The sequence below is a fragment of the Niveispirillum sp. CC-CTL257 genome (assembly GCF_059489915.1).
This window is the reverse complement of the sequence record NZ_JCAJXE010000001.1, coordinates 1963187-1980723: the sequence shown is the minus strand read 5'-3', so window position 1 is coordinate 1980723 and position 17537 is coordinate 1963187. Positions and strand designations below refer to the sequence as shown.

General features: G+C 63.8%; 15 protein-coding genes. 10 read left to right on the top strand and 5 right to left on the bottom strand.

Going from position 1 to position 17537, the window contains the following annotated elements; all coding sequences use genetic code 11:
• Positions 1–65: 65 nt before the first annotated feature.
• The 5 genes from ABC729_RS09250 to ABC729_RS09230 all read right to left on the bottom strand — a co-directional run bounded on the left by ABC729_RS09250 (position 66) and on the right by ABC729_RS09230 (position 7875).
• Complete coding sequence (locus ABC729_RS09250; protein WP_495608664.1) at positions 66–1622, bottom strand: ISL3 family transposase; 1557 nt, start codon at positions 1620–1622, stop codon at positions 66–68.
• 399 nt (positions 1623–2021) lie between these two features.
• Positions 2022–4448 (bottom strand): efflux RND transporter permease subunit, encoded by a 2427-nt coding sequence (locus ABC729_RS09245; RefSeq protein ID WP_495607335.1) that lies wholly within the window; start codon positions 4446–4448, stop codon positions 2022–2024.
• The gene (locus tag ABC729_RS09240) at positions 4445–5437 is read right to left on the bottom strand and encodes a WD40/YVTN/BNR-like repeat-containing protein (protein ID WP_495607334.1); all 993 of its coding nucleotides are present in this window, start codon (positions 5435–5437) and stop codon (positions 4445–4447) included. The genes ABC729_RS09245 and ABC729_RS09240 overlap by 4 nt, the downstream gene beginning before the upstream one ends.
• A 339-nt stretch (positions 5438–5776) precedes the next feature.
• The gene (locus ABC729_RS09235; RefSeq protein ID WP_495607333.1) at positions 5777–7606 is read right to left on the bottom strand and encodes a sigma 54-interacting transcriptional regulator; all 1830 of its coding nucleotides are present in this window, start codon (positions 7604–7606) and stop codon (positions 5777–5779) included.
• Positions 7603–7875, bottom strand: a complete 273-nt coding sequence (locus ABC729_RS09230) for a hypothetical protein (RefSeq protein WP_495607332.1) — start codon at positions 7873–7875, stop codon at positions 7603–7605. The genes ABC729_RS09235 and ABC729_RS09230 overlap by 4 nt, the downstream gene beginning before the upstream one ends.
• Positions 7876–8204: 329 nt before the next feature.
• Here ABC729_RS09230 and ABC729_RS09225 point away from each other — a divergent pair, with 329 nt between their 5' ends.
• The 10 genes from ABC729_RS09225 to ABC729_RS09180 all read left to right on the top strand — a co-directional run bounded on the left by ABC729_RS09225 (position 8205) and on the right by ABC729_RS09180 (position 17522).
• Positions 8205–10082 carry a DUF1302 family protein gene (locus ABC729_RS09225; protein WP_495607331.1) on the top strand — a complete coding sequence of 626 codons (1878 nt, stop codon included), beginning with the start codon at positions 8205–8207 and terminating at the stop codon, positions 10080–10082.
• A 22-nt stretch (positions 10083–10104) separates the two neighbouring features.
• Positions 10105–11436: a DUF1329 domain-containing protein gene (locus tag ABC729_RS09220; protein WP_495607330.1), complete on the top strand. Its 1332-nt coding sequence runs from the start codon at positions 10105–10107 to the stop codon at positions 11434–11436.
• Positions 11437–11532: 96 nt separating this feature from the next.
• Positions 11533–12120: a 2-hydroxychromene-2-carboxylate isomerase gene (locus tag ABC729_RS09215; protein WP_495607329.1), complete on the top strand. Its 588-nt coding sequence runs from the start codon at positions 11533–11535 to the stop codon at positions 12118–12120.
• Positions 12121–12408: 288 nt separating this feature from the next.
• Positions 12409–12681, top strand: coding sequence for a phenol hydroxylase subunit (locus ABC729_RS09210; protein WP_495607328.1), 273 nt, complete (start codon positions 12409–12411; stop codon positions 12679–12681).
• Positions 12678–13676, top strand: a complete 999-nt coding sequence (locus ABC729_RS09205) for an aromatic/alkene monooxygenase hydroxylase subunit beta (protein ID WP_495607327.1) — start codon at positions 12678–12680, stop codon at positions 13674–13676. The genes ABC729_RS09210 and ABC729_RS09205 overlap by 4 nt, the downstream gene beginning before the upstream one ends.
• Before the next feature lie 105 nt (positions 13677–13781).
• Positions 13782–14054 carry an MmoB/DmpM family protein gene (locus ABC729_RS09200; RefSeq protein ID WP_495607326.1) on the top strand — a complete coding sequence of 91 codons (273 nt, stop codon included), beginning with the start codon at positions 13782–13784 and terminating at the stop codon, positions 14052–14054.
• A gap of 11 nt (positions 14055–14065) precedes the next feature.
• Positions 14066–15601, top strand: coding sequence for an aromatic/alkene/methane monooxygenase hydroxylase/oxygenase subunit alpha (locus tag ABC729_RS09195; protein ID WP_495607325.1), 1536 nt, complete (start codon positions 14066–14068; stop codon positions 15599–15601).
• Between the two features lie 156 nt (positions 15602–15757).
• Entirely contained in the window at positions 15758–16117 is a 360-nt protein-coding gene (locus ABC729_RS09190; RefSeq protein WP_495607324.1) for a phenol hydroxylase subunit P4, read from the top strand.
• 7 nt (positions 16118–16124) lie between these two features.
• On the top strand, positions 16125–17186 hold the full coding sequence (locus ABC729_RS09185; RefSeq protein WP_495607323.1) for an NADH:ubiquinone reductase (Na(+)-transporting) subunit F: 1062 nt from the start codon (positions 16125–16127) through the stop codon (positions 17184–17186).
• 3 nt (positions 17187–17189) lie between these two features.
• Positions 17190–17522 (top strand): 2Fe-2S iron-sulfur cluster-binding protein, encoded by a 333-nt coding sequence (locus ABC729_RS09180; protein ID WP_495607322.1) that lies wholly within the window; start codon positions 17190–17192, stop codon positions 17520–17522.
• Positions 17523–17537 lie beyond the last annotated feature (15 nt).

Here is a 17537-nt window from a genome sequence, read left to right as displayed (position 1 = left end):
CCGAACGAAGAGCTGTCAATCGGCATTGAAATTTGGCTCTGACGCAGTTTTGGTGAAGTGCTTTTCTACCCTGCACCGATGACGCGGGCCTGGAGCAGGTCGAGTTTTCCGCGGCCATACATCTGGCGCTTAACGAGTTTGAGCTTGGTTATCTGGCCTTCGGTTTGGCCGTTGGACCATGGGGAAGTGATAGCCTCCTCCACAGCGGCTTGGTCCTTGACGATGCCATTGGCGAACGACGCCACCATGGATTTGCTTGCCCGTTCCAGCCAGGGGGTCAGGTCAGCCAACGACCGGCGCCGGATCATGCCCTGGAAATCGGCGATGATGGTCCTGGCTTCGATAATGGTTGGAACCCCCTTTTCAATGGCGGCAACCAGGACAGTCTCAGCCTTTGTCAGCGCATCGCGTCCCAAGGTCATGAGCCGGGCAATGATCCGGGCGGATGGTGTCCGTTTGAGGGCCTCTACTCCCATCTGGTCGGCCCGGCGTCGGCGGGTCGCCCATTCCGTAACGACGCGTAGCGAGCCTTGGAAACCCTTCTCCCTGAGCCGCCGCCAAAGTTCGGTACCGTTGCGATGCCCCGCCTGCCATTGCTGGTCGAGCCAGGGAAGATGAAGTTCCAGGGAACTTTCCCTTGTCCGAAAGATGTCCGTCCCCTGACCCCGGAGGATTTTGCGCACCAGCCCTCGGCTGTGGCCGGTCCGGCGAACGATCTCCTTAATGGGGATGCCCTCCTTGGCCAGGCGCTGGACCGCATTGTTGGTATCCTCACGCCGCAGATATCCTTCGTACTGCAAGCGCTCTGCCGCCGTGAGAAGGGCCGGATCGATGCTGGTGGCACCGACCGCAGTGCGTATCTGCCGCATGGATTTCCGGACCGCGTCGAGAAAGGCTCGACTTGCGTTCTCCATCAGGTGCCAGCGGTCGGCCACCTGCGTGGCAGCCGGCAACGCCTTGGAGACAGCCAGGGCGTAGCCACTTGCGCGGTCGCGGGCCACGATGCTGACCTGCGGCTGCTGTTCCAGCCAGGCTTGCGTCGTCGCCGGCTCACGATCAGGCAGCAGGGCGATGGTCCGTCTCCGCTCCAGGTCACAGATCAGAGTTCCATAGCGGTGATTGCGTCGCCACGCCCAATCATCCACGCCGATCACCGTAGGCGGCACGATGCGCGGGCTGCCCCGACGGCGAACCACCCGCAACAAGGTGTCGTTGCTCACCGGTAGCATCAAGCGACGGGCCAGGGCAGCAGCCGGTCGACCTCCCAGCGCTAGACCCAGATGGTGGACAACCTGATCCAGCCGGGCCGTCCGGCGGGCCCAAGGTGCGAGAACCTTCGGATCAAAGCGCTCCGTGAATACGCGGCGCCTGCACAGCACAGCATCGCAGAAAAAGCGGCGGGCAAGCAGCACAAGCTCAACCAGACGACCGCTGGTCGGCAGGTCCGCCAGCCGCCGGTGATATCGGCTATGGATCCGGCCTGACCGCGTCCCGCATCCGGGACAGGCGCTCATCGCCGTGACCGGGCTGATGGTGAGGCGCACCATCCCATCATCATCGGTGATGTCCTCTATGGTCATTCCGGTAACGTCGAACATTGAGTGTGGAAAACCCGATCGCATCATGCTGATCCCTATGGAAAATCCGCTCCAGAGGAATCCCGAATTTCATCAAAATTGAGTCAGAGCCACTTTTCCACGCCGGATAACAATCAGATCTCCGATTTGAGCCGGCTCAACTGGCGGATACATCGTTGTCCCTGAAAGACATCCTCAATTGCGGACCGTCGTGACAGGAGTTCCCATGGCCCCAGCTCAGCCTATTCATCGGGATTGACCAATTTGGTGGAAAAGGCGATGTGGCTCGGCCTCGTGCCGAAGCAACAGTCGTCTGGTTGCAAGAGCTGGATGGGCCAGGGATGAGCGACTGCAGGAATTCCGTGCTCGGCTGCGCCATACTTCCACGTTCTGATGCGTGCGGATGACGGGGCGGGCCGATGGCGCGCCCCGTCAAAGCGCTGGTCAGGCCGCCTCCACCTTTGGCGTGGTGCCCCCGTGGTCGGCGGCCTCGTCCGCCTGTTCCGCCGCCCGGTCGGCGGACAGGATGAAACCAGGACGGCACAGCAGCACCCAGGCCGGCACCAGGAAGATGGCGGCGGCCATGTTCAGCGCCAGCATAAGGCACAGCAACAGCGCCGCGTCCGCCTGGAACCGCAAGCTGGACAGGAACACCCACATGACGACGCCGAACATGAGCGTGAAGGCCGTGAAACTGATGGCGCGACCGGTCGTCATGATGGTTTCCCGGATGGCGCGGGGCAGATCGCCGGACAGACCGTACTGATGGTGAATGCGGTCCATGATGTAGATCGAATAATCGATGCCGATCCCGATGCCGACCGCCACCACGGGCACGGTATTGATGTTCAGGCCCGCACCCGTGATGCCGAACCAGGCATAGGTCAGCAAGGTGGCGAACACCATGGATGACAGCATCATGGCGCCCGCCGCCACCGACCGGTAGGACGCCGCCGTCAGCAACGTGATGACCAGCAGCACGACGGGCACGACCAGCAGGTTGGAATGCAGGATGGCGTCATTGATGCCGGCATTCACACCGATCACCCCGCCCGCCAGATGGAAGCTGAGCCCCGGCACGGCATGGCCGTTCTCCGCGATCCAGCCGCGCGCCCGGCCGATGGCGGTGCGGATCGTGTCGCCCTTATGGTCCTTGAAGAAGAAGACGAGGTTGGCGGTACGCTCGTCCGGGGTCACGAACTCGTTCAGGGCGCCGGGAATGGGGCTGGACGCCATATAGGCGAACATCAGCCCGCCGACATAGGACGCATCGCCGGGAATGACGGCCCAGCGCGGGTCGTTGCCATGCAGCAGCCGGTTCACCTGGGCGATCAGGTCGGGAATGCCCTTGGTGCCGCCCACCGCCGGGTCACCCATCATATGGACCTGCAAATCCTGGATGGATTGCAGTACGTCGGGCCGCTTCAGGTCGCCGCGTTCGGCGACGCGGGCCACGATGTACAGTTCCTCCGATCCGGGGAAGTCGGCATTGATGGTGGCCGATGCGTGGTTATAGTCATGGTCGGGATAGAACAACGGTGATCCCGGCTCGCTCTCGCCGATCTGGATGGCGGGCAGCAGAGCGGCAGACCCGGCCACCAGCAGGAACGCCGCCAGCACGGTGCCCTTCGCCGCCCCCATGCCCGACACGAAATTGCCCGTGGCGGCCAGGATGCGGTCGGTCAGGCTGCCTTGCCTGCGGATCAGGGGTTTGGGCCCCGGCACCACGGCCAGCATCAGCGGCACCAGCAGCAGCACGGCCGGCACGATGGACAGCGCCCAGAGCGAGGCGTAAAGCGCCAGCTTGTGATCTAGCGGAATCGACCCCAGGATCAGCAGGAAGATGCCCGCCGCATCGGCCACGATACCCAGGCAGCCGGGCCGGAACAGGGCATGGAAGGCGGCCCGCGCCGCGATCCTGGTATCGCCGCTGCGCGCCAGTTCCACGAAGTACCGTTCCACCTTCTGCACCCCGTGCGACAGGGCGCGCGCGGAAATCAGGAAGGGGATGACCAGGGTCAGCGGGTCCAGGTTGATGTCCAGCACCACCACCCAGCCCAGGCCCCAGATGGTGGACACCGTGATGGCCGCCACCGGCATCAGCACGCCATAGGCCCGGCGGAAATAGACCAGCAGCAGCCCGACCATCACGGCCAGCGTGGCCGCGAAGATCTGCAGGATTTCCACCATATAGGTGTACATCCAGCCGACGATCACCGGCTGGCCGATGACATGCACCTCGAACCCCTGGGCGCGCAGGTCGGTCTTCAGGGCCGCCAGCTTGTCGAAGATGGCGTGATAATCCAGGTCGCCTTCGGCCAGTTGCCCCTTGATCAGGGCGGCATCCAGGGCGGGCGACACGGTCAGCCCATAGGTGCGCGGATCGGCCATCACGTCGATGCGCATCTGCTCCAGTTCCGCTGCCGACAGTGGTTCGCGCGCGGATGGGTTGTAATAGGGGGTGGCCACCACGGCCCCTGTTTCCGACACGGTGACGCGCCGGGCGGTGCGGTGGGTGATGGAGTTCACAAGGTTGTGGTTGATGCCCGGCAGTTCGTCCACCACCTGGGTCGCGTGATGGATGGCGGCCAATGCCTGGTTGGTGAAGATGCCTCTATCGGGGGCCTTCACCGACACGGTGACGATGTTGGCGCCGCCGAACGTGTCGCGGATGTCGTTATGCAGGCGGATGAACTCGTTCTCCTGCGGCAGCAGGTCGGCGAAATCCGTATAGACACGCAGATTGGGCAGCTGGAAGGCGAACAGCGCCGTGATGCCCATCAGGATGGAAAGGAACAGGCGGGGCCGGGCGAAGATCATCTGTTCGAACCGGGCCATGGCGCCGGAGCTCGCGGAATGGGTCTGGGTCATGGCGTCAACCTGATCTGGGTGAGCGTGCCGGCGGCACCGGCCGCCAGGATGGTGTCGGGGCCGGTGGCGACGGCGCTGGTCAGGAAGGGTGCGCCCGCCTGTGGCGGCTGCGCCGGGGTCCAGGCATTGCCGTCCATGGACAGGACGGTGGCGCGATCACCGACCGCCACGACCTTGCCATCGGGCAAGGCCGCCAGACCGAACAGCCCGACCTGCGCGCTGCTGGATTGCTTGGCCCAGCTCTGACCGCCATCGGCGGTATGCATGACGGCCCCATCCAGCCCGACCACCCAGCCATGGGCGGTGTCGGTGAACAAGGCCGCCTGCGGATAGAACTCGCCGGGAATGGGCGGCAATGCGCTCCAGCTTTCCCCGCCGTCCACGGTGGCATAGATGCTGCCGAACTCCCCCAGCGCATAGCCCCGGACGGCATCGGGAAACTGGATGGCGGTCAGGATCAGGTCTTCGCCGATGGAGCGGTCCTGCCAGCTTTGCCCGCCATCATCGCTGACCAGGATGGTGGAAAACCCGCCCACCACCCACAGGCGCCCGGCGGCGTCGCAGGTGATGGCCTGCGGCGGTTCGGGGCTTTCCAGTGCATGCATGGTCCAGGTCCCGCCCTGGTCGGCACTGGCAAAGACATGGCCGCGCCCGTCCAGGGCCGCGAAACCACCATCGGGGCAGGATGCGATGTCCAGCAGTGCGGGGCGCAGGCCGCCGGTGCGGTCGGCCAGATCATGGCGCTGCCAGCTGCCGCCATCATCCTTGCTGACGCCGATGACGCCGCGCAGGCCCACGGCCACGATGGTGCCGGTCTTCCCGTCCCGGGCCACGGCCTGCAACAGGTCGGTGCGCCCGAAACCATCGGCGGCGGCGGGACCGGCCAAGGCCGCCAAAGCCAGGGCCAGCGCGGTCAGGTGGCGGGCAGGGTGGAGGTTGGGGCGTGCCCGGAATAGCCGGGACCGCCGCGCGGAAGGCGCGTCGCACATTCTGTATTTCCCCCTCGGACGGGTATCGGCCAAGGCGCGTGGCGCCGGGCCGTTCCCGGATCATGTCCGCCCCTGTCGCTGCGGGGCGCTTCTTCGGTGGGGGACGAGGTTAGCAACGCCTGTGCCAGGACAGGAAAGCAAGGGTTCCGGGCGGTGCCGCCCCGCCTTGCTTCATGATTTGATCGAAGGGGGCGGCGGGGATGGGGGCGGGGGTGATGAATTGGTGAAGGGATCAGTCTGGGAACCGTAGGTCAGGTCGAGGACAAAGTCCGAGCCCTGACGAACGACGGTGCCGGAAATGTCAGGGCTCGGCATCGCCTCGACCTGACCTACGGCATGTCACACAATCTTCCGCTTCAACCGGTACGCCAGCTGCGGCCTTGTGATGCCCAGGATGCGGGCGGCCTCTGAGATGTTGCCCTGCGCCCGCTCTACGGCGGCCTGCAGCAGCTGTTCCTCCAGGTCATCCAGGGAAGTGCCGCCGCCCAGCAGCGTGTCGATCAGGCTGCCGGCATCGCCGCCACCCCCCGCACCTGCCGCCTCCTTGGCTCGTGCCTTCTCCCGCTGGCCGCAAGGGTTCAGCAGCCCGTCGCCGGACATGGCCAGGACATTGGCCGACAGGATTTCGCCAGAGGTGAACAGGTGGCATAGATCCACCGCCTCCCCGTCGGCGGCCAGGATGACGCCGCGTTCGATCATGTTCTCCAGCTCGCGGATATTGCCGGGCCAGTCATAGGCGAACAGGCCGTTGATGGCCCGCTGGGTGAAGCCGGTGACCTGCTTGCCGTGGCGGGCGCGGAACTGCTTCAGGAAATGTTCCATCAGCAGCGGGATGTCGGCGCGGCGGTCGCGCAGTGGCGGGATCTGGATGGGAAAGACGTTCAGACGGAAGAACAGATCCTCACGGAACGTGCCCTTGCGTGCGCTGTCGCGCAGGTTAATGTTGGTCGCGGCGACCACCCGGACATCCACCTTGCGGCTTTTCCGGTCGCCCACCCGCTCCACCTCGCCCTCCTGCAGGGCGCGCAGCAGCTTGCCCTGCGCCTGCAAGGTCAGGGTCCCGATCTCGTCCAGGAACAGGGTGCCGCCATGGGCGCGTTCGAACCGTCCCGCGCGGCTTTCGGTGGCACCCGTGAAGGCACCTTTCTCCACCCCGAACAATTCGCTTTCGATCAGGTGTTCCGGGATGGCGGCACAATTGACGGCCACGAACGGGCCGGCGGCGCGCTTGGAGATGCGGTGCAGGGTCTGCGCGAACAGTTCCTTGCCCACGCCGCTTTCGCCCAACAGCAGGACGGTGGCGTTGGTTCCTGCCACCTTGTCGAGCATGTGGCAGACCATATTGAAACCCGCCGACGCGCCTACCAGCAGCTTTTCCGGCGTGGCTGGCGCCTCCGATGACGGGGCGGCAGTAGGCGATGTGGTGGGGACCGCCTGCGCCGTCCGGTTCGATACGATCAGCCGGTCGCGGTTGGCGAAGCTCTGCGGCTGCAAATACCGCAGTTCCTCTTCCGTGGCGTCCCATTCCGACAGGGGTTTGCCGATGATGCGGCAGGCCTGCGCACCCGTGGCCCGGCATTCCACCTCCCGGAACAGCACGGGCCGGCCCACGAAGACGGACGTGTAACCCGATGCGTAGCCCTGCTGCATCCAGCAGGCGCTCTCCGATCCGAATCCGAACTGTTCGATATGCACCTCATCCTCGGCGCTATCGTGCCACAGGAACTCGCCATAGAAATGGCCGGTGCTGGTATCGGATTCCAGACGGACCGGCTGCACATTCACGATGCCTTCCAGGGCATGCAGCTGCGGGCCGACCAGGAAGAAGTCGGTGAAGCTGGCCGTGCCGCGCACCTTCACCGCCAGTTCCGCATCCTGCGCGCCTGATGCATAGCCCATGCGGATCAGCAGCGCGCGGGCCGCCGATATGCCGAGTGTATCCACCAGTTCCCGGCGCAGCGCCCCCAGCGCGCGGGTATGCATCAGGATCATCCGGTTATTGTCCAGCCAGATGCGCCCCGTCTTGGGTGAGAAACGCAGCCGGGAGGCCAGATCCTCGATATCTGGAAGATCGAACCGGTCGAATATCTGCGTCCCGCATTGGCCAATCGCATCGCCGGCCCGATTGGGTCCGCCGCTGCGCAGGATACCCGCCTGCTTGTCGGTCATCTGTTTCCTCCCAAGGGCGCTTCTATGGCGCCTTTTTCACACAAAAGCGTATGTCGCGACCGGGCCGCTGGCAACCGCCGAACAGCGCGGAACCCCAAGACTTTCGGCCGGGTGCCGGTGGCGCATTTCATGCTGCAGCGCATCGTGATGAAAACATCCATCGCGTCAAAGCCGCCGGGGCCGGTTTTGATCAATTGATGACCCACCGGTCCCTGTCCCACCACCGTCACCCCGTCTGCCGCAGCATTGCCGCTGATGGCCGCAAGCATTGGCCCGTCCTGGGTTTCCCGCCTGTGGAACAGGGTGCAATCACCGGGCCAGCGCACCTGCGCAATGGTTCTGGCACGGCGATTGCGATGTGGGGACAACCGGCCCCGTGTGATGGGCCGCGATAAAGGCGACCAAGGGGCCAAACCCCATCCGCCGCCCGATCCCAGGGGGGAACATGACCAGGCACCAACGCATCCCGCTTATCCGGTAGCGCACAGGCAGCCGCCTGCGGGCGGGGCCATCCATTCAGCACGAAATATCCGGCGACCACCCGAACGGGCGGCGCGACACCGGGCCTTTGCGCCCGCAACAAGGGGGACAGGGAGAGATGCCCAAGATCAGGGGTTACGGCCATCTGGCCGGATTGCTGTTGTCGGCCAGTGCGCTGGCCATGCCGGCCATGGCGGATGAGCCCGCCGATATCGGCGGCTTCGTGGAAAGCGTCACGCATGCGCGCAAGGATGATGGGCTGGTGAAGGCCCGCACCACCGCGCAAGTGGAAATCCACAAGGATTTCGGGGAAACGGGGAATTTCAGCCGCCTGTCCTTCAACGCTATCCTGCGCGCCAGCTATGACGCCGTCTACGATCTGCGCGACACGCGGTTCGGCAAGAATGCCGGCAGCCCGGTCCTGATCGAAAGCACGGCCATGGGACGGTCCGTGCCCCATGGCGGCGGCATCCCGCTGCCGGCGGGTCCCATCGACCTGACCCGCAATCCCAATCAGGGGATGATCGTGCTGGGCCAGCCGCTGCACGGCCCCGATGGCGGCGTCAGCTTCGGCGTGCCGGTACGCCCCTGCAACGTGGACAGCCGTGGCTGCATTCCCGGCTATATGAACGCGACGCTGAACGACCTGCGCTATCCGGAATTCAACAGCCGCTGGGATTTCCTGCGCGAAGCCTATGTCGATGCCGCGTGGGAGGCGGGCGACACGCGCGAATTCGGCGTGCGCGTGGGGCGCCAGCAGGTGGTCTGGGGCCGCACCGACCTGTTCCGCGTGCTGGACGTCATCAACCCCGTCGATTACAGCCGCCACAACATCTATGACGAGTTGGAGGATATCCGCATCCCGCAATGGATCGCGACCGCCGAATACCGCATGGGCGGCACCGGCGCATTCGACGATCTGAACCTGCAGTTCGTCTGGAATTTCGACCGGTTCCGCCCGTCCAACCTGGGGCAGGCCGGCACGCCCTATCAGATATTGGACGCGGGCAGCTTCTTCCGCGGCATGAAGAATTGCTGGGACAATGGCTGCACCGTGTCGAACTTCGCCAATGGCAACCTGGCGACCGACTTCCCCGCCCATGTCATCGGCATCCGTCAGGCCAATGTCCCGAATTGGAGCCTGGATGACACGCAGTTCGGCGGCAAGCTGGAAGGCGTGTTCAAAGGGGTGGGTTTCAGCGCCAATTACCTGCATACGCGCCAGCAGCTTCCCACCCTGCGCGGCGGCATTCCCGCCGACAATGCCTTCACGCCCGGGGTGGAGGCGCAGGCCTGGCCCTACCTTATCGCCTTCGACATCGATTTCCCCAAGGTCGATCTCTACGGCACCTCGCTGGATTTCTATGTCGACAGCCTGAAATCCGCCGTGCGCATGGAATTCGCCTATACGACGGGGGAGGAATTCGCCAACACCCTGCGACCCCGCCTGTTCAGCAGCAGCGATGTCATCCGCTATGTCGTCGGCATCGACCGGCAGACCTTCATCCCCTTCCTGAACCCCACCCGGTCCTTCCTGATCTCCGGCCAGATTTTCGGCCAGCACATCCTGGATCATGAGCTGGAACAGGGGCCGCTGGGCCCGATGGGCATGCCCGACTGGAAGAACAGCTGGATCGGCACGCTGCTGATCAAGGGCTTCTACATGAATGACCGGCTGTCGCCGCAGGTCATCACCGCCTACGACTTCAAGGCCGATGCCGCCACCGTCGCGCCGTCCGTCGACTGGCTGATCAATGACAGCTGGCAGGTGGTGCTGGGCGGCAATTTCAAGGTCGGCAAGGGCATCCGCCGGTTCGACGATTGCCGCACCTGCAACCCGTTTCCACCCTTCACGGCCACGCCGCTGCATGCGGGCGGCGCCCCCGGCTCTGTGGGCCTGGGTGGGTTCGAGCCGCTGGGCCGCTTCCGCTCCGGCCCCATCGGCATGGCCCAGCGCGAAGACGAGATTCAACTGACCGTGCGTTACCGGTTCTGAAGATCCTGGGAGGACAGAGAAGATGAAAGCCAAGAAATTCGGCAGCACCCTGCGTCTGGCCGCTGCCGGTCTGGCGCTTTGCGCCGTCGCGTTCGGCGGTTCCGCCGACGCGCAGACCGCCCAGGCGTTCCAGGACAGTTTCTATCCCTACAAGAAGGGCGTGCCGCAGGTGGCGGGCCTCACTCCCGGCCTGATCATCAACAAGGGCAATGTGGAGGCGGCGAAGGAGTATCTCGACCCCGCCATGTACCAGTTCATCAAGGATGGCTGGGTGGAGGTGACGGTGGGGGCCACCACTGATTTCCCGCTGCCCGACAGCTATGTGAAGGCGTCGGAGCAGAATGTGGGCAAGGTCGCCATCGGGGCCGATGGCAACCTGTCCGGCTATGTTGCGGGCCGTCCGTTTCCCGCCGATCCCGATCCCAAGGACCCGCTGGCGGGCCAGAAACTGGCTTGGAACTACAAGCATGGCTATAACTGGGGCGACAGTGCCGCCATCCACCCCTTCTACTGGCGTTTCCGGAACCTCAATTCCGGGGCCGTGGAACGCGAGATCAAGTTCAACTTCCATTTCCTGAACTTCAAGCACCGGGTGGATCAGCCGCCGCTGCCCGACCTAGCGGGCAATCCGTCGAACATCTTTCGCGGCATCTATGTGCAGGTGCTGGAACCGGGCGACCTGAAGAATACCCAGCTGCTGATCCTGCGGTACGAGGATGACAGCAAGCGCGACGATGCCTGGCTGTATCTGGGTTTCCAGCGTCGTGTGCGCCGTCTGGCCACGGGCCAGGTGACCGACGCCTTCTTGGGCTCCGATCTGATGATCGAGGATTTCGAAGGCTATAATGGCCGCATCGCCGACATGAAATGGACCTACAAGGGCACGAAGATTCTGCTTCTGCCCTTCTACAACCATAATGACCTGAAGCTGGCCACCGACATCAAGGACCCGGACGGGTACCAATATGTCGATTTCGGCGGCAAGGGCGGCTGCTTCCCCAACATCACCTGGCAGCTGCGCAAGACCTATGTGCTGGAAGCCGAACCGGTCGATCCCGCACACCCGATCTCCAAACGCGTTTTCCATATCGACGCCCAGGCCATGACGATCCAGCGCACGCTGATCTATGACCGCAAGGGCGACCTGTGGAAATCCTGGACCATCGGCAAGTCGCATCCTGACCACCACCTGCCCGTCAACAAGGGTACCGGTGTCGCCATTGATGACAGTTTCTCCATGATCGACCTGCTGTCGGGCCATTGCACGACGGGCCAGTTCAAGGGGCAGGTCGATCCCAAACTGTCGCCTTCCAACATGTTCAACGTCCAGAACATGCGCGCCGAAGGCCGCTGAACCTCCGCCCGGCGGCGTCCCAATAGGCCGCCGGCTCCCTTCCGGACCGATGGGAAACCGTCGGTCCGGTTTTTTGTTTATGACGGAGCCCAACCCATGTCCACCGACCTGATCTTCTATTTCAACTTCCGCAGCCCCTATTGCTATCTGGTGTCCAAGACCATTTGGCCCGTACTGGACCGCTATCATGTCAATCTGGTCTGGCGGCCCCTGGGCGGCTGGGACGGGCGGTCGCCGCCCGACCGAGCCAAGGTGAAAATCCCGCTGGTCCGTCAGGATCTGGCGCGCTGGGCCCGCCGGCTGGGCATTCCCGTCACCCCGCCGCCGGTTTCCACCGACCCGACCCTGGCCGGGCTGGGCTCCCTTCTGGCCGAGGAACGGGGGCTGCTGCGCCCCTATATCGTGGAGATGATGCGCCGCGAATGGGCCGAAGGGGTGGATATCGGCCAGCGGGATGTGGTGCTGGATGTGGGCGTGTCCATCGGCCTGGACAGGGCGGCACTTGCCGCAACCCTGGACGATCAGCGGTCGGCCGCCATCCTGGCCCGCAACGGCGAACTGGCCCTGGAACAGGGTGTGATCGGCGTGCCCAGCTTCGTGGTCGGCGACCAGATCTTCTGGGGCAATGACCGCGTCGACTTCCTGGACGAGCATCTGCGCGAGCTGCGTCTGGCCAGGCTGTGACCAGCCTTGATGAAATGATCAATCGGTCCGAGAGGTCGCCTTCATCGAAAGATCAACCCGGGGCGCTGGGGAGTGGCCGTGGCGGCGATTGGTCCCGTAGAACCGGTTGGGTTCCATAAAAAAACAAACTAAATCAATTATTTAACAAAAATAACACCACCCACGCGCCAAACGCCGCCACTGGCACGGCCCTTGCGAAACAGATGGGCAGACGCCGACCCCGCCCCTCCCGACCGGGAGCAAGAAGATGCCAAACCGGGGCGGCCCCCTTTCAGGGAGGGAAATACCATGGCCAGCGCCCAACCGCCTGAGCCTTATCCGCTAGACATCACGCAGCGTCATGTCCGGGTCACGGGCACGCACGGGTCCTTCGTCCTGTTCGATTTCACCATCGCCGACCCGGACCTGACGGTGGAACTGGTGCTGCCCATGCCGGCCTTTCGCGAATTCCTGGCCGCCAACGCCGCCGACATGGCGGTGGAGGAGGTGGCCCTGGCCGGTTTCGGCCTGCTTTCCGCCCGTTTCCCCGCCCTCTCCGCACCCGTCAGGAGCCCGGCATGAGCCTGGAGATCAAGACCAACGCCATCCAGCAACGGCGGCAGACCTTCGCCAATGTCGCCCGCCGCCTGGGCGCCGACCGCCCGGCCTCGCGGTACGAGGAGTCGATGTACGACCTTCAGCCGGAGGTGAATTTCCATTACCGCCCCACCTGGGCCCCGGAATATGAGCTGTTCGACAAGGCACGCACCGCCGTCACCATGGCGGACTGGTACGCGCCCCGCGACCCGCGCCAGCTTTATTACGGCGCCTACACCATCGCCCGGTCACGGATGATGGAGGCGACGGAAAAGAACTTCGCCTTTGTCGAGAAACGCCAGCTGCTGGCCGCCATTGCGCCCGACTGGGCGGAGATGGTTCGCCTCTATCTGCTGCCCCTTCGTCATTATGAATGGGGCGCCAACATGAACAATTCCCAGATCACAGCGCTGGGATACGGGGCCGCCATCACCCAGGCCACGCAGTTCATCACCATGGACCGGCTGGGCATCGCCCAGATCATCAGCCGCGTCGGCCTGGTCATGGACGGCAATTCCGGTGACAGCCTGGGGGCGGCCAAGCGGGCCTGGATGGACGATCCTGTCTGGCAGGGCATGCGCCGGATGGTGGAGGACAGCCTGGTCCTCACTGACTGGTTCGAACTGCTGGTCGCGCAAAACCTGTGCATGGATGGGATGCTGTACCCGCTGGCCTATGGAAGCTTCGACGCCGCCGGACAGGCGCATGGGGTGCAGGGTCTGTCGATGCTGACCGAATTCATGGTCGACTGGCAGGATGACAACGCCAAATGGGTGGATGCCGTCATCAAGCGCGTAGCCGCCGAGAATGACGCTAACCGCCGGCTTCTGTCGGACTGGCACTGCCATTGGGCCGACCGGGCGCAGGCCGCTCTGGCGCCGCTGGCTGAACATGTCCTGGGCTGCGACGGTGCCACCGCCCTGGCCGGCATCCGCCAAGGGCTGGATGCGCGGGTACAGAGGCTGGGCCTCACCCTGTAGGTCAGGTCGAGGGCGATGCCCGAGCCCTGACAGCAATGGATTGAAAGCCTTATCCGTCAGGGCTCGCCTGCGGCTCGACCTGACCTACGCATAAAGGACGCCGCCATGGCGCAGAATGTTTCCATCACGCTTCAGAATACCGATGAGGGGCGGGCCATCGTGGCGGCCATCCTGTCGGACAATCCGGCGGCCACGGTCGCCAACATGCCGTCGCTGACCAAGATCGACTGTCCCGGCCGGCTGGAAATCCGCCGCGACAGCGTGGAGGCGCAGCTGGGCCGTGATTACGACCTGCAAGAGCTGCAGCTGAGCCTGATCAGCCTGGCCGGCAATGTCGACGAGGATGACGAGCGCATCGTCATCGCCTGGAAGAACTGAGGGGTTGATCCATGACCACGCTGTTGAAGGAACCCAAGGCGAAGAAGCTGGGCCTGAAGGACCGCTATGCGCATCTGACGCGCGGCCTGGGCTGGGAAACCACCTATCAGCCGATGAACAAGGTGTTTCCCTTTGCCGAGTATGAAGGCATCAAGATCCATGACTGGGACGCCTGGGAAGACCCGTTCCGCCTGACCATGGATGCCTACTGGAAATACCAGGCGGAGAAGGAGCGCAAGCTTTACGCCGTGATCGACAGCTTCGCCCAGAATAATGGGCAGATGAACATCACGGATGCCCGCTATATCAACGCCATCAAGCTGTTCCTGACGGGCGTGTCGCCCCTTGAATACATGGCCCACCGCGGCTATGCCCAGGTGGGGCGCCACTTCGTGGGGGCGGGCCCGCGCGTCGCCTGCCAGATGCAGGCCATTGACGAACTGCGCCACGCCCAGACCCAGATCCACACGATCAGCCATTACAACAAGTTCTTCGACGGGCTGCATGACAGCCGGCACATGCATGACCGCGTCTGGTACCTGTCGGTGCCGAAAAGCTTTTTCGATGATGCGGCCACCGCCGGGCCGTTTGAATTCCTGACGGCGATCAGCTTTTCCTTCGAATATGTGCTGACCAACCTGCTGTTCGTGCCCTTCATGTCGGGGGCCGCCTTCAATGGCGACATGGCCACGGTGACCTTCGGCTTTTCGGCGCAGAGCGACGAGAGCCGGCACATGACGCTGGGCCTGGAGATCATCAAGTTCATGCTGGAGCAGGATGAGGCCAATGTACCCATCGTCCAGAAATGGATCGATAAATGGTTCTGGCGCGGCTACCGCCTGCTGACCATTGTCGCCTTGATGATGGATTACATGCTGCCCAAGCGCGTCATGTCCTGGGCCGAGGCCTGGGAGATGTATTACGAGGAGGCGGGCAGCGCCCTGTTCAAGGATCTGGCCCGCTACGGCATCCGTGAGCCCAAATATGCCGACGTGGCACGCAAGGAGAAGGGCCGCCTCAGCCACGAGGCCTGGTGCACCTTCTACAACTACACCCACGCCGCCGCCTTCCATACCTGGGTGCCGGAGGAGGGGGAGATGGCCTGGCTGTCGGAGAAATATCCCGACACGTTCGACAAGCTGTACCGACCGCGCTTCGAATACTGGCGGGCGCAGCAGCAGGCAGGCAAGCGATTCTACAATAACAGCCTGCCGCAGCTTTGCACCGTCTGTCAGGTGCCGATGCTGTTCACGGAACCGGACGATCCCACCAAGATCTGTTTCCGCCGGGCCGAGCATAAGGGCGAGACCTACCATTTCTGCTCAGACGGATGCTGCGACATCTTCAAGGATGAGCCGGAGAAATACATCCAGTCCTGGCTGCCCGTGCACCAGATATTCCAGGGCAATTGTGGCGGGGCCACCATCCCCGACGTGCTGGCCTGGTATCACCTGAATAATGGCGCCGACAATCTGGACTACCAGGGCTCCCCCGATCAGCAATTGTGGGACGCCTGGACAAAGGACCGGGGCAAGGCAGGCGGGTGAAGCGTAGGTCAGGTCGAGCCGAAGGCGAGCCCTGACGAGCGACGGTGCCAATGAATGTCAGGGCTCGCCTTCGGCTCGACCTGACCTACGGCGCTCAATTGAAAACCAATTCATCACCGGCCGCCCCCTCGCGGCGGCCGACGGGGGAGGTGTGCCATGGCGGTTGTCGCGATCGGCCCATATGAGTTCCAGCCCAAGGACCGGCTGGAGAATTTCCACGGAAACCAGATCGTCTACCTCCATTGGGAAGATCATCTGATGTTCTGTGCGCCGGTGGCCTTTCCACTGCCGCCCGCCATGCCCTTTGCCGCGTTCCATGACCAGATCGTGCCGGCGGCCTATGCCCAGCATCCCGATTTCGCGGCCATCGACTGGGGCATGGCGGAATGGAAACTGGATGGTGCGGCCTTCACGCCGGACCCGGCCAAGGGGCTGAAGGATCAGGGGGTGGGGCACAAATCGGTGCTGGTCCTGCGCACGCCGGGCCTGACCGGCATCAATGGCTCCCACGCCTGAGGTCGACATGGGTTATCAACTGACCATAGAGCCGCTGGGCGAAACCATCGACGTCGCGGATGGCCAGACGCTGCTGGATGCCTGTCTGCGCAACGGTATCTACCTGCCCTATCAGTGCAATCACGGGCTCTGCGGCACCTGCAAGGTGGCCGTGCTGGATGGCGATGTGGACCATGCCGGGGCCAGCCCCTTTGCCCTGATGGATTTCGAGCGGGAGGAGGGCCGCACGCTGGCCTGCTGCGCCAAGGTCCTGTCCGATGTCACCATCGAGGCGGATGTGGAGATCGACCCTGACGCCGAACATCACCCCGTTCAGGACGTGACCGCGACCGTGGAGGCCATCACCAACTTGACCCCCGACATCAAGGCTGTCTGGCTGCGCGTGCCCGGCGGAGGTTTGCCGTTCCAGGCTGGACAATATGTCAATTTGCACTTGCCGGGCCTGACCGAACCGCGTGCCTTTTCCATCGCGTCTTCGCCCGCCGACCCCACCTTGCTGGAACTGCATATCCGCAAGGTACCGGGCGGTGTGGGCACGGCCTATATCCATGAAGAACTAGTCGTTGGCGACCGGTTGGACCTGTCGGGGCCGTTGGGCCGGTTCCATGTCCATAAATCCTTTGCCGATCCGATGCTGTTCCTGGCCGGTGGTTCAGGGCTTTCCAGCCCGAAAAGCATGGTGCTGGACCTGCTGGCCGGCGGCTGGACGGGACCCATTACCCTGATCCATGGCGTACGCAGGACCTGCGATGTCTATGACGATGCCCTGTTCCGCGATCTGGCGGCCCGGCACTCAACATTCACCTACATCCCCTGCCTGTCGCAGGGCGGTGCGGATGAGGACTGGAACGGGGAACGCGGTTTCGTGCATGAGGTCGCGGAACGGCATTTCGGTGGCAGCTTCAAGGGGCTGAAAGCCTATCTCTGCGGTCCGCCGGTGATGATCGATGCCTGCGTGAAAAGCCTGATGAAGGGAAGGCTGTTCGAAAAGGACATCTTCACCGAAAGCTTCGTGACCAAGGCCGATGGTGCCGCGATCACGAAAAGTCCCCTCTACAAGAGGATATGACGCATGGCCCCCGATCACCGCCATCGCGTCACCGTCCGCGACAATGGTGGCAGCTTTGCCTGCGCCCCCGGTGACCGCGTGCTGATCGCCATGGAGAAGGGCGGCAAGGCCGACATTCCCGTTGGCTGCCGGGGTGGCGGCTGTGGCGTCTGCCGGGTGCGGGTGCTGGAGGGGACGTTCGAAACGGGGCCGATGAGCAAGCGCCATGTCGGTCCGGATGAGAAGGCGCAGGGCCTGGCGCTGGCCTGCCGCCTCTATCCACGCGGCGACCTGATCCTGGCGCTCGATGTCAGTCCGCACTGCCTTTACCCGGTGGAACAAGCCGCCGGTTCATAACAGGGAAGGAAACGA

Coding starts and splice junctions, on each gene's coding strand:
- ABC729_RS09225 (WP_495607331.1), top strand. CDS start 8,205: ATGCCCAAGATCAGGGGTTACGGCCATCTGGCCGGATTGCTGTTGTCG.
- ABC729_RS09245 (WP_495607335.1), bottom strand. CDS start 4,448: ATGACCCAGACCCATTCCGCGAGCTCCGGCGCCATGGCCCGGTTCGAA.
- ABC729_RS09195 (WP_495607325.1), top strand. CDS start 14,066: ATGACCACGCTGTTGAAGGAACCCAAGGCGAAGAAGCTGGGCCTGAAG.
- ABC729_RS09215 (WP_495607329.1), top strand. CDS start 11,533: ATGTCCACCGACCTGATCTTCTATTTCAACTTCCGCAGCCCCTATTGC.
- ABC729_RS09185 (WP_495607323.1), top strand. CDS start 16,125: ATGGGTTATCAACTGACCATAGAGCCGCTGGGCGAAACCATCGACGTC.
- ABC729_RS09205 (WP_495607327.1), top strand. CDS start 12,678: ATGAGCCTGGAGATCAAGACCAACGCCATCCAGCAACGGCGGCAGACC.
- ABC729_RS09250 (WP_495608664.1), bottom strand. CDS start 1,622: ATGCGATCGGGTTTTCCACACTCAATGTTCGACGTTACCGGAATGACC.
- ABC729_RS09190 (WP_495607324.1), top strand. CDS start 15,758: ATGGCGGTTGTCGCGATCGGCCCATATGAGTTCCAGCCCAAGGACCGG.
- ABC729_RS09220 (WP_495607330.1), top strand. CDS start 10,105: ATGAAAGCCAAGAAATTCGGCAGCACCCTGCGTCTGGCCGCTGCCGGT.
- ABC729_RS09200 (WP_495607326.1), top strand. CDS start 13,782: ATGGCGCAGAATGTTTCCATCACGCTTCAGAATACCGATGAGGGGCGG.
- ABC729_RS09230 (WP_495607332.1), bottom strand. CDS start 7,875: ATGCTTGCGGCCATCAGCGGCAATGCTGCGGCAGACGGGGTGACGGTG.
- ABC729_RS09180 (WP_495607322.1), top strand. CDS start 17,190: ATGGCCCCCGATCACCGCCATCGCGTCACCGTCCGCGACAATGGTGGC.
- ABC729_RS09240 (WP_495607334.1), bottom strand. CDS start 5,437: ATGTGCGACGCGCCTTCCGCGCGGCGGTCCCGGCTATTCCGGGCACGC.
- ABC729_RS09235 (WP_495607333.1), bottom strand. CDS start 7,606: ATGACCGACAAGCAGGCGGGTATCCTGCGCAGCGGCGGACCCAATCGG.
- ABC729_RS09210 (WP_495607328.1), top strand. CDS start 12,409: ATGGCCAGCGCCCAACCGCCTGAGCCTTATCCGCTAGACATCACGCAG.